The organism is Sphingobium sp. FG11, from assembly GCF_057809915.1.
The window spans coordinates 112,630-124,855 of record NZ_JBMDKW010000004.1; the positions used below are offsets into that span (position 1 = coordinate 112,630).

General features: G+C 64.4%; 9 protein-coding genes and 1 tRNA gene. 5 read left to right on the forward strand and 5 right to left on the reverse strand.

All coding sequences use genetic code 11. The annotated features are described in order from the left end of the window. Positions 1-67: 67 nt before the first annotated feature. The 3 genes from ACODSN_RS04885 to ACODSN_RS04895 form a co-directional block, all read right to left on the reverse strand. Positions 68-1,708: an FMN-binding glutamate synthase family protein gene (locus ACODSN_RS04885; protein WP_489053576.1), complete on the reverse strand. Its 1,641-nt coding sequence runs from the start codon at positions 1,706-1,708 to the stop codon at positions 68-70. 71 nt (positions 1,709-1,779) lie between these two features. After that, positions 1,780-3,825 (reverse strand): hybrid sensor histidine kinase/response regulator, encoded by a 2,046-nt coding sequence (locus ACODSN_RS04890; protein ID WP_489053577.1) that lies wholly within the window; start codon positions 3,823-3,825, stop codon positions 1,780-1,782. Then, on the reverse strand, positions 3,822-5,300 hold the full coding sequence (locus tag ACODSN_RS04895; protein WP_489053578.1) for an ATPase domain-containing protein: 1,479 nt from the start codon (positions 5,298-5,300) through the stop codon (positions 3,822-3,824). Before ACODSN_RS04895 ends, ACODSN_RS04890 begins: the two co-directional genes overlap by 4 nt. A 158-nt stretch (positions 5,301-5,458) precedes the next feature. Here ACODSN_RS04895 and ACODSN_RS04900 point away from each other — a divergent pair, with 158 nt between their 5' ends. After that, positions 5,459-7,366, forward strand: a complete 1,908-nt coding sequence (locus tag ACODSN_RS04900; RefSeq protein ID WP_489053579.1) for an acyltransferase family protein — start codon at positions 5,459-5,461, stop codon at positions 7,364-7,366. A gap of 4 nt (positions 7,367-7,370) precedes the next feature. On the opposite strand, the gene ACODSN_RS04905 is transcribed toward ACODSN_RS04900, so the two are convergent. Beyond that, positions 7,371-8,264, reverse strand: coding sequence for an N-formylglutamate amidohydrolase (locus ACODSN_RS04905; RefSeq protein ID WP_489053580.1), 894 nt, complete (start codon positions 8,262-8,264; stop codon positions 7,371-7,373). A 172-nt stretch (positions 8,265-8,436) separates the two neighbouring features. Here ACODSN_RS04905 and cpdR point away from each other — a divergent pair, with 172 nt between their 5' ends. Then, complete coding sequence (cpdR, locus tag ACODSN_RS04910; protein WP_489053581.1) at positions 8,437-8,808, forward strand: cell cycle two-component system response regulator CpdR; 372 nt, start codon at positions 8,437-8,439, stop codon at positions 8,806-8,808. A 12-nt stretch (positions 8,809-8,820) separates the two neighbouring features. Here the strand turns inward: cpdR and ACODSN_RS04915 are convergent, their stop codons facing one another. Beyond that, a complete protein-coding gene (locus tag ACODSN_RS04915; protein WP_489053582.1) occupies positions 8,821-10,149 on the reverse strand; it encodes a dicarboxylate/amino acid:cation symporter in 1,329 nt (442 codons plus the stop codon). A gap of 129 nt (positions 10,150-10,278) precedes the next feature. On the opposite strand from ACODSN_RS04915, the gene ACODSN_RS04920 reads away from it, so the two are divergent. The 3 genes from ACODSN_RS04920 to ACODSN_RS04930 all read left to right on the forward strand — a co-directional run bounded on the left by ACODSN_RS04920 (position 10,279) and on the right by ACODSN_RS04930 (position 12,184). Beyond that, positions 10,279-10,353 (forward strand) — tRNA-Val (locus ACODSN_RS04920). Between the two features lie 148 nt (positions 10,354-10,501). After that, on the forward strand, positions 10,502-11,476 hold the full coding sequence (locus tag ACODSN_RS04925; RefSeq protein ID WP_489053584.1) for an NADPH:quinone oxidoreductase family protein: 975 nt from the start codon (positions 10,502-10,504) through the stop codon (positions 11,474-11,476). A 75-nt stretch (positions 11,477-11,551) separates the two neighbouring features. Further along, complete coding sequence (locus tag ACODSN_RS04930; RefSeq protein WP_489053585.1) at positions 11,552-12,184, forward strand: 5'-methylthioadenosine/S-adenosylhomocysteine nucleosidase; 633 nt, start codon at positions 11,552-11,554, stop codon at positions 12,182-12,184. Positions 12,185-12,226 lie beyond the last annotated feature (42 nt).

The window sequence follows — 12,226 nt, forward strand, 5'->3', positions numbered from 1 at the left end:
CGCGCCGCCTAGCAGTATCGGGGCCAAAAGACCAGACAGCTTGCCTTTGGGTGTAACGGTGCGGAGGTCAGGCCAGATCGCGGCGGCGAAAACTGTCCGCATCCGCCGCATCCCACCAGCGGCGCAGCGTCTTATGTTCGGTCCCTCCCAGCAGTTCGCCAGGCGCCACGAACGGATAAATCTCGTCCATCTGCCGCATTTCGGCGACGTTGATCCGCTGGCGCAAATGGCCGGGCCGGAAATCGTCGGGCGAGTTCAAGCCTGCGGCGACGACGATGTCATGCAGCGCATGCAGCGTCGATTCGTGAAAGCGCGCGACCCGCTCCGCCTTGTCGGGGACGACGAGGCCGCGCTGCCGCGCCGGCGATTGGGTGGCGACTCCGGTGGGACAGGTATCGGTATGACAGCGCATCGACTGCACGCAGCCCAACGAGAACATGAAGGCGCGCGCCGCGTTGCACCAGTCCGCCCCCAACGCCGCATTCATCGCCACTGCCGCGCCCGACGCCACCTTGCCGGAGGCCGCGAGCCTCACCTGACCCTTGATGTTAGCACCGACCAGCGCGTTGCGGGCGATGATCAGCCCTTCGCGCAGCGGCATGCCGACCCGGTCGGACAATTCCTGCGGCGCGGCCCCCGTGCCGCCTTCCGCCCCATCGATGACGATGAAGTCGAGCCAGATGCCGGTCGCCACCATCGCCTTCACGATCGCGAACAGTTCGTGCGGAAAGCCGACGCACAGCTTGATGCCGACCGGCTTGCCGCCCGACAGGTCGCGCATCCGCGCGGCGAACTCGACCAGTTCCTTCGGCGTGGAAAAGGCGCTGTGCCCCGGCGGCGACAGGCAATCCTCGCCCTGTGGCACGTTGCGCGTCGCCGCGATCTCCGCCGTCACCTTCGCGCCGGGGAGCAGACCGCCATGACCGGGCTTGGCACCCTGGCTCAGCTTGATCTCCGTCATCCGCACGCAATCATGGCTCGCGCGATCGCGAAACAGCGCCGGGTCGAACCGTCCCTCCGCATCGCGGCATCCGAAATAGCCCGACCCGATTTCCCACACGATGTCGCCGCCATGCTTGAGGTGGTAGGGCGACATGCCGCCTTCGCCGGTATCATGGTAGAAGCCGCCGATCTTCGCCCCCAGATTGAGCGCCTCGATCGCGTTCTGCCCAAGCGATCCAAAGCTCATCGCGGAGATATTGAGGCGCGACGCCGAATAGGGACGCGCGCACTGATCCGACCCGACCATGACGCGCATGTCGCGCGGCGCTTGCGGGTTGGGCGTGATCGAATGGGCGAGCCATTCATATTCGCCGGAATAGACATCCAGTTCGGTGCCGAAGGGATGCGCGTCCACATCCCCCTTCGCGCGCGCATAAACGAGCGCCCGCTCGTCATGGCTGAACGGGCGACCGTCCAGATCGCTTTCCACGATATAGGCGCGCAGGAACGGCCGCAGCCATTCGAACAACCAGCGGAAGCGGGCGGTGCCGGGGAAGTTGCGCCGCAGGCTATGTTCGCTTTGCGTGAGATCGATGAGCGCTATCGCCAGCATCGGCAAAACGAGCGCGAGCGCCCAGTAGAGCGCAGGATGATGCCGGGCGGCAAGCAGGATCACCGCCGTCAGCCCCAGTCCGAGCCATAACAGGCTGTTGCGGCTCACCGGCCGGTCGGTGAAAAGCGCCGCGGCGATACTGGCCTTCCGCATCCTGCTTCCTTTTCGCGATTCGTTGGGTCAGGTCCACCCCGGACGGGATGGCGATGATATGGGGCAGCGGCTCAGCTTTCGAATGCCGGATGGGGTTCCTGGCGGTCGAGCAACGCGATGCTCGCGGCAAGATCATTCTGCTTGAAGGGCTTGGTCAGGCGCGGCACGTCGGGCGCGATCCCCATGGCTTCGGCATAGCCGGAAATGACCAGCACCCGCATGTCGGGATGGCCATCGCGCACGCGCCGGGCGAGGTCCGTGCCGGACAGGCCGGGCATCATATGATCGGTCACGAGCAAGTCCACATGGGCGCCGCCATGCAGCAGGGCCAGCGCGGCTTCGGCCGATGCCGCCTCGATCACGTCATAGCCAAGTTCCCCCAGCATGTGCATCGTGCTCGCGCGGACCAGATCCTCGTCATCCACGACCAGCGCCGTGCCGCGATCGGTCCCGTCGGCCGGGACATCGGGAATTATGGCGAGCGATGCGGGCTGTTGACGGCTGACCGGCAGCCACAGGCGAACGCTGGTGCCCTGTCCCGGCGCGCTTTCGATGTCGAGCGCACCACCAAGCTGCGCGGCCAGGCCATGGACCATCGACAGGCCCAGTCCCGTCCCCTGACCAATGCCTTTCGTCGTGAAGAACGGCTCGATCGCCTTGGTCATCGTCGCATCATCCATGCCCACCCCGGTATCGGCGACGCACATGCGGATATAGGCACCGGAGGCCAGCCCTATCGCGTTGTCCGCCAGCACATCGTCCTTCGACAGGCTGATGGTCAGCGTGCCGCCATCGGGCATCGCGTCGCGGGCGTTCACCGCGAGGTTGAGCAGCGCCATTTCGATCTGGTTGGCGTCCGCCAGCGCGGGGGGAATATCGTCATCGATCAAAAGATCGATCCGGACACGCGGGCCGCAGGTCGACGCGATCAGATCGGTCAGATCGCGCACCAGCGCCGCCGTATCGACCGCCGTGGCCTGAAGCGGTTGCCGGCGGGCGAAGGCCAGCAGCCGCTGAACCAGCGTCTTGGCGCGATCCGCCGACAGCATTGCGCCCTCGATCAGCTTGCGTTCGCGCTCATTGCCGATGCCGCGACGATGGAGCAGGTCGAGACTGCCGACGATCGGCGTCAGCAGATTGTTGAAATCATGCGCCACGCCGCCGGTGAGCTGGCCCATCGATTCCAGCTTCTGCGACTGGCGAAGCGCATCCTGCGTACTCTCCAGCGCGCGCGTCCGTTCGGCGACCCGCTCCTCCAGCGTCTCGTTCAGGCCGCGCAACCGCTCCTCGCTCTCGCGCAGGGCTGCTTCCATGCGGCGGCGATCGGAAATATCGTTGAACAGGACCGCGACCTGGGGCCGGGCCGGGTCGCCGGCGGGAAAGGCATAGACTTCGTACCAGATATTGCCGAGCGCGCCGGCCAGTTCCTCGAACCGGATATGCTCGCCGCTGCGCGCGACCTTTCCATAGATGTCGAACCAATATTGTTCATGATCGGGCGCCATAGCCCGCATCGACCGCCCGACCGCATCGATCAGGCCGGTCTGGCGGTCGAAAGCGGGATTGGTTTCCAGAAACACATAATCGACCGGCTGACCCTGATCGTCATACTGCATTTCGATAAGGCAAAAGCCCGAATCGATAGAGTCGAACAGCGACCGATATTTGGCCGCGCCGAGATGCAGGTCGATGAGCCGCGAGCGCGCCTCATATTGCCGCCGCCGTCCCCGCAGCGCGGACTGGGCCAGGCTGATGAGCGTGGTCGGGTGAAACGGCCGCTCCATGAAGGTCACATTGCCGAGCGTGTCGAGAAAGCGCCGCGCCGCCGGATTGCGCTCTAGATCACCGCCCTTGTGGGTCAGCAGAATGAAGGGGAAATCGGACCATTCGGGCTGCCCACGCAGCCATTGTGCGAGCGGGTTCAGGTCCGCCGTGCGCAACCCTTCTTCCGCCAGCAGGGCAAAGCCCGCGCCCTGTTCAAGCCCCTGGACCAGATCGGACAGGGACGCACAAATGTCCGAACGCATCGATCCTTCAGCCAGAATCGCCGCCGCAACGCTGCTGTCGCGTCCACGCGGCGCGAGGACCAGCGCCCGTTCGGACGAAGCGGGAATCACGGCGCCTGATCCTCCAGCAGTACGGGTGTTTCGCCGATGAATGTCGGTATGCCCCGCAATACGCCCTGGAACCCGGTCAGCGGCTCGCCAAGGACGACGCCGTTGGCGCCGATCCGATATTCGCGGATCGTGTCTTCATGGGCGCCCATCCGCTTCTTGATGATCGATATGGCGCGGCGGACCCGCCTCAACGCCTCGAAATAGCGCAACAATATCACGGTGTCGGCGAGATAGGTTATGTCCACCGGCGATTTCATGTCACCGACCAGCCCTTGCTGCGCGACCGTCAGGAACGTCGTCGCACCCTGTCGATTCAGATATTGCAGCAGTTCATGCATATGCAGCACCAGCGCATGTTCTTCCGGCATCGCCGCCTGATAGCCGTTGAGGCTGTCGAGGATGATCGTGCGCACCGCATGTTCTTCGACACAGGTGCGCACGCGATGGGAAAATTCGCCCGGCGACAGTTCGGCCGCGTCCACCTGCTCCACGATCATCTGGCCGCTATCGACCAACGCCTGCATGTCGATGCCAAGCCCTTTGGCGCGGGCAAACAACAGGCCGATCTCCTCATCGAATATGAAGAGGGCGGCTCGCTCCCCGCGCGCAATCGCCGCCACGGCAAAATGCAACGTCAGCAAGGACTTGCCGGTGCCGGCAGGGCCAAGCACGAGGACGCTCGATCCCCGTTCGACACCCCCGCCCAGCAGGGCATCCAGCTCGGCGATATCGCTGCCCAATATGTCGCGGGCGAAATCGCCCTTATGTTCCGCCGACACCAGTCGCGGGAAGACCCGCACCCCGCCCGTGTCGATGACGAAGTCGTGAAAGCCGCCGCGAAAGCGCCGTCCGCGATATTTGATCACCCGCGAGCGCCGCCGTTCCGGGCCGTAATTGGGCGCCAGTTCTTCCAGTCGCACGACGCCATGGGCAACGCTGTGTACGGTCCCGTCGCCATCGTCGGCGGTCAGATCGTCCAGCATCAGCACGGTCGCCTTGTCCGTGGCGAAAAAATGCTTGAGCGCCAGGATTTGCCGCCGATAGCGCAGCGAACTTTGCGCGAGGAGGCGGATTTCGGAAAGACTGTCCAGAACGACGCGATCGGGCTTCACGCGGGCAAAGGCTTCGAAAATCCGTTTGGTCGTCTCCCCCAGCTCCAGATCGGACGAATAAAGCAGGCTCTGCTGCTGCTCCTCGTCCAGCAGGCTTTCGGGCGGCACCAGTTCGAAAAGGTCGATACCGGCCAGATCCCAGCCATGGGACCGCGCGCTCTCGCGCAATTCCTCCTCATTTTCCGAAAGCGTTATATAGAGACAGCGTTCGCCCCGACGGACACCCTCCAGCAAAAACTGGGTCGCGATCGTGGTCTTGCCGGTGCCCGGCTTGCCTTCTAGCAGGAACAGCCGCCCACGCGTCAGCCCTCCCGAAAGTATTTGATCCAGCCCCGCGACGCCCGTTTCCGCCTGATCGTTCATGTCCTGCCGCACCTGCATACCCTGTATAACGCCCGAAACGACATTAGGTATCACAGCGAAATAAACTCCCAAACACAAGGCAATTTGATCGAGATCAAGACCGCCACAAAGCGCGCGGAATAAAGGGTTTTGCAGGGCTTTTGCGTTAGTCCGGCGCCATGCACGCACCGTCCCCGACCGCCGCCGCAACATCGAATCTGCCACAGCGCGGCCGTTATCGCCCCGACATCGACGGGTTGCGCGCGATCGCAATCCTGCCGGTGTTGCTGTTCCACGCCCATGTGGGCGGCTTTTCGGGCGGCTATGTCGGTGTCGATATCTTCTTCGTGATATCGGGCTTCCTCATCACCGGCATCATCGCGCGCGAAGTCGATGACGGGCGTTTTTCCCTCATTCGCTTTTACGAGCGGCGATTCCGGCGGATCATGCCGGCGCTGGGCCTCATGATACTGGCGGTGCTGGGCGCGGCGGCATGGCTCTATCTGCCCGGCGATATCGAAAGCGTACCGAAATCCGCGCTCGCCGCGACGCTGTTTTCATCCAACCTCTGGTTCTTCACCGACACCGGCTATTTTGCGGGCGGGGCCGATACCAAGCCGCTGCTCCACACCTGGTCGCTGGCGGTGGAGGAACAGTTTTACATCGGCTTTCCCATCCTGCTCATGCTGGTGGCGCGCTTCGCCCCGCGCTGGCGGAGGGCGGCGGTGGGCGCGATCGCGGCGGTGTCGCTGGCGCTGGCGATCCTCATGCAGAGGGACACCAGCGGCTTTACCTTCTATCTGCTACCGACGCGCGCGTGGGAGCTGTTCGCCGGCGCGCTGCTGGCAGTGGGCGCGATCCCCGCCATCCATGCCCGCTGGTTGCGCGAAGCGGTCGCGCTCGCTGGCCTTGCGGCCATCGTCTTTGCGGTCGCCTGCTATGATCGCGATACGATCTTCCCCGGCGTGACCGCGCTCGCGCCAGTGCTGGGCGCGGCGGCACTGCTCCATTGCGCACCGGGAACATTAGCCGGACGCCTGCTGACATTGCCCCCACTGATCGGCATCGGACTGATCTCCTATTCGCTGTATCTGTGGCACTGGCCGCTGATCGTGCTGACCGAATATGCGACCGACTTGCCACTAACGGGCGGCGTCAGGGCGGCGGTGATCGCGACCGCGCTGGGTGCGGCGATCCTGTCATGGCGCTTCGTCGAGCGCCCCTTTCGCGATGCACAGCGCATGCCGGCCCGGCGCATCTTTCAGTTCACGGGCGGCGCAATGCTGCTGCTGAGCGCGCTTTCGGCCGCGCTGATCTTTGCCGGGCCATGGCCATCGCGCTTTTCGCCCGAAGTGCTGCGGCTGATCGCCGGGCGCGAGGACATCAGCCCGCTGCGCAAGCGCTGCCATGATTCGTTCATGCGCGGCGCGCAGCCATGCGTGCTGGGCGCGGCGGTGCGGCCGGACGCGATGCTATGGGGCGACAGCCATGGCGTGGAAATGGCCTATGCGCTGGGCGAGGCAGCCAGGGCGCGCGGTCGTGCCCTGATCGAACGCACCACCTCAAGCTGCCCGCCGGTGCTGGACTATGACGCGCCCAAGGACCCGCGTTGCGCGCGCGCCAACAAGGCGGCGTTCGATGCGATCCTTGCGGATGCGCATCTGCGCCGCATCTATCTCGCCGCTTTCTGGGCGAATGGCCAGTTCGACGATCCGGCTTTCGTGGCCGCGCTCGACCGCACCATCTTCGCGCTGCGGCGATCGGGCCGCGAGGTCGTGTTGATCGGTCCCGTGCCACCCCAGCCGTTCGATGTGCCTCGCCGCCTCGCCCACCTCGCCCGCGCCGGGCAGCTGGCGCAGGCCAGCGGTGTGGACCGGGCAGTGATCGAAGCGAAAACCGTGCATCTGCGAGCGCTCTTTGCGCGCTGGCGCCAGCAGGGCATCCGCGTGATCCTGCCGATGGACACGCTATGCCCGAAAAAATCCTGCGATATCATCAGGGACGGCAAGCCGCTCTATTTCGATTCGCATCATCCGAGCCTCGCCGCCGCTCGCATGATCGTGGCACAGTCGTCGGCGATCGACTGACGGGCTATTCGGCGGCCAGCGCGATCGAAGCGCGGGGCAATTCCTGCGCCAGCGCTTCGGCGATCGCCGACACAATCGCCTGCGCGCCGGGCAGTCCCGGCCCCGGACCATCGAGCGCCGCATCCAGATAAAGCGAGCGGTCCACTTCAAGCTGCAACGCATGCATCGCATGCGCCGGGCGGCCATGGCGTTCGATCATATGATCGCCGGCATAGGGATGGTTGAGCGCGGTGACGATGCCATGACCGGCCGCCACATCCGCCGCCAGCGTCATCAACCGCGTCGAGGCGCTGCGCCCGAACCTGTCGCCCAGCACGATGCCGGGGGCAGCCTTTCCCGCACTCGCCGGGGGCAGCGGCGGCATCGAGTGCAGATCGATCAGGATGGCATGGCCATGTTCTTCGCGCGCCGACTGCATCAATCGCGCCAGCGCCACATGATAGGGGCGATGGATCGACACAATCCTGCGCTGCACTTCCGCCCAGGGCAGCAATGTCCGCCATAATTCATTCGCGCCCGGCATGCGGCGGGGAATGAGGCCGAGGCCGCCGCGAAGCTTGAGGCTGGCCTGAAGCGACGCGCCGGGCGGGATGCCCGTCACCATCACCGGGTCGATCTCCCGCTCATGCCGGTTGAGGTCGATGCAGGCGCGCGGCGTCTGCGCGACCAGCACGCTGAAACCCCGGTCGATCAGATCATGGGCAAGGCAATCGGCCCAGCGATCCTCCAGCCGCCGCAGCACGTCCAGCCCGACGCGGGCGGTCGCAAGCAGGGCGCCGGTATAGGCGCGGCCCGCATGCGGGATCGACAGGATCACCGGGTTTTGCGGAATATCCGGCCCATAACGGTGGAAGGCAGGCGTCGTTTCGACCGGAGGGCGCGGTGCGGGATTCGCCAAACGGGGTCCTTTCAACGCCTCGGTCAAAAATGGTTACCTGGCTGGAAAATAATTAAACCTTGTCGCATATAACCGCAGGGGGTGCCAGCCCGATGCGTCGACAGGCGGCGGAGGAATCGGCACGGAACGGCCACGCAACGGCTACAGGACGAATAACGGGATAATCGGGGCGATGGTGCGAATCCTGCTGGCGGAAGATGATGAAAGCATGCGCACCTATCTGGCGCGTGCGCTGGAACGTTCGGGCTATGAGGTCGTCGCCGTGGCCACCGGCGCGCAGGCGGTGCCGCATATCGAAGCCGAGCGTTTCGACCTGTTGCTGACCGACATCGTCATGCCCGAAATGGACGGCATCGAACTGGCCCAGCATGCGGCCTCGGTCGCGCCCGATATGCGCATCATGTTCATCACGGGCTTCGCCGCCGTCTCGCTTAAGGCCGGGAAAGCGGTGCCCCAGGCCAAGGTCTTGTCCAAGCCCTTCCACCTGCGCGATCTGGTGCTGGAGGTCGAGCGTATGTTCGGCAGCGAAAGCCTGACCGGCTAAAATACCGGCGTTTCAATCGGGGATAACCTCCTCGATATCGGGTGTAGGGTCGAGCGGGATGCCCGCCATCGCCGCGCGAAACCTGTCCCGGTCCAGCCCGTTTTCCCACGCCGACACGACGACCGTCGCCACCGCATTGCCGATGAAGTTGGTCAGGCTGCGGCATTCGCTCATGAAGCGATCGACCCCCAGAATCAGCGTCATGCCCGCGACCGGCACCGACGGCACGATCGACAGCGTCGCGGCGAGCGTGATGAACCCCGCGCCCGTCACGCCAGCCGCGCCCTTGCTGGATATCATCGCCACCAGCAGCAGCAAAATTTGCTGCTCCAGGCTCAGATGCACGTTGCACGCCTGCGCGATGAACAGCGCGGCCAGCGTCATATAGATGTTGGTGCCGTCCAGGTTGAAGCTGTAGCCGGTCGGCACGACCAGCCCCACCACCGACTTGCGGCAACCGGCGCGCTCCATCTTTTCGATGAGGCTCGGCAGCGCCGCTTCCGATGAGGACGTGCCCAGCACCAGCAGCAGTTCGGCCTTCAGATAGCGGATGAGGTGGAGGATGTTGAACCCCGCAAACCGGGCTACCGTCCCCAATACGACTAGCACGAACAGCGCGGCGGTCAGGTAAAAAGTCGCGACCAGCCCGGCGAGATTGGCCAGCGTGTCGATGCCATATTTGCCGATGGTGAAGGCCATCGCCCCGAACGCGCCGATCGGCGCCGCCTTCATCAGGATCGCCACCAGCCGGAAGATCGCATGACTGGCCGATTCAAAGACGATCATCAGCGGCCTGCCGCGCTCCCCGATCAGCACCATAGTGATGCCGAACAGGATCGCGACGAACAAAGTCTGAAGGATATTATCCTCCGCGACCGCCGATATCAGGGTGCTGGGGATGATGTTGAGCAGGAAGCCCGTCAGGGTGCTGTCATGCGCCTTATGCGCGAAATCGGCGACCTTGCCCGCGTCGAGCGTCGCGGGGTCGATATTGAGACCTTCGCCGGGGCGGATGACATTGGCGACGATCAGGCCGACGACCAGCGCCAGGGTCGAGAAGGTCAGGAAATAAGCGAACGCCTTGGCCGCGACCCGGCCGATCGAACCCAGTTCCTTCATCCCCGCGATGCCGGTGACGATCGTCAGGAAGATGACGGGCGCGATAATCATCTTCACCAGTTTGATGAACGCTTCGCCGAGCGGCTTGAGCGCCACGCCCGTGTCCGGCCAGATATGGCCGATGGTGACGCCCAGCGCGATCGCAACAAGCACCTGAATATAGAGTTGCCGGTAGAAAGGCAGGCGCGGCCCGGCCTGAATCGGTGGCGAAGTCGGCAGCATGAAAATCGTGTCCCCCAGTTCGCATCGAAGCATATGCCCTGCCCCCGCCCTGTCCAGCGGATTAGACGACGATAGTTCAGATTCCCGCTTGCACACCCCCCACCCCCCCGCTATGGGCTGCCTTCCCGTGGGCGTGTAGCTCAGTGGTAGAGCACTGTGTTGACATCGCAGGGGTCGCAAGTTCAATCCTTGCCACGCCCACCATGGAAAACCCGGCAGATCGCAAGATCTGGCCGGGTTTTTCTATGGTCGCAGCCATGCGGCTGCCGCCGACATGAAAAAGGCCGATGAATCCGTTTGACGCGCAACGGCTCGCGCCCCTAGCGCCATCGGAATAACGACCGGAGCCTCTATGCGCGCCCTCCAAGTAACCGCCCTTTCACCGGATTTTGCCGGATGCCAGCTGGCGGACATCCCTGTCCCCGAGATCGGCCCCGGCCAGGTGCTGGTGCGGGTAGAGGCCGCGTCCCTGAATTTTCCCGACCTGCTGATGGCGCAGGGCCTTTATCAGTTCAAACCGCCCTTGCCGTTCACCCTCGGCATGGAAGTGTCGGGCATAGTCGAGCGCGTCGGTCCCGATTGCCCGTTCCAGATCGGCGATGCCGTCGCGGGCACGACAAGAGTGGGCGGTTTTGCCCGCTATGTCGCGGTCGACGCGCATGTGTTGCGTCCCAAGCCAACCCATTTCAGCCATGCGCAGGCGGCGGCGTTCGGCATCGCCTATCTCACCGCCTATGTCGCGCTGGTCCGCCTTGGCGATCTGCGGCCCGGTCAGTGGCTGCTCGTGCATGGCGCAAGCGGCGGGGTGGGCCTAGCCGCGGTCGATCTGGGGAAGGCGCTTGGCGCATGCGTCATCGCCGCGTCCGGCTCCCCCGAAAAGCTCGCGACGATCGCCGATCTTTATGCGCCGGATGCGGTGGTCGACACCAGCAAGCCCTTCCGCGAGGAGGTAAAAGCCATCACCCATGGCGGCGCGGACTGCATCTACGACCCCGTGGGCGGCGATATCTTCGACGAAAGCACGCGCTGCATCGCCTTTGGCGGCAAATTGCTGGTGGTCGGCTTCACATCGGGCCGCATTCCCACGATTTCCGCGAACATGCCGCTCATCAAGGGATTTTCGGTCGTGGGCGTTCGCGCCGGAGAGTTTGGACGCCGCTTTCCCGAACTGGGCAGCGAAAATCTGGATGCGATCTGGCAGATGGCGGCGACGGGGCGATTGTCGCCCCATGTCCACTGCGAACTGCCGCTCGCCCAATGGCGGCAGGCGCTGACCCTGATGGCCGATCGCAAGGTGACGGGCAAGGTCGTCCTCTTGCCCGATTAGGACAGGCATTCCCTTTGGATTGCCGGAGCCGGCTGGCTATAGGCGATGATCCGCCCCCCGATATGAAGTGACGATATGCCCGATTGCGAAATGATAGCCGGTCAACGCGTCCTGTTCGTCATGGCGGCGGATGCGGAATATGGTCCTGCGCTGTCGCGCCGGTTCAAGCCGCTGATGACAGGCGTCGGCCCGGTAGAAGCGGCCCTCGGCACGGGGATCGCCTTGCGCGACCTCAACCAGTCCACCGGCCTGCCCGATCTGGTCGTGAGCCTGGGGTCGGCCGGGTCGCGCAGTTGCACCTTGGGCGAGGTCTATCAGGTCGCGAGCGTATCGTGGCGGGATATGGACGCATCGCGGCTGGGATTCACCAAAGGAGTGACGCCCTTTATCGATCATCCGGTCGATTTGCCACTGCGCACCCCGCTGGAGCTGCGGGCGATGCGCCTGTCCACCGGCGCCGATATCGTGGGCGGGGACGAGTATGCCGCGATCAATGCCGACATGGTGGATATGGAAACTTTCGCGGTCGCGCGCGCCTGTCAGCGTTTCGATGTGCCGTTGATGGGCCTGCGCGGCATATCCGATGGTCCGGGGGAACTGGCCGACATGCTGGGGTGGACCCAGTTGCTCGCCCTGCTCGACGAGCGGCTCGCGGTCGCCGTCGATCAGTTGGCCGACGCGCTCGGAGCTTTTCAAACTCGCGGCTGACGATCAGTGGCACGGTAGAAGCAACGAAGTCGGGCGCTCATC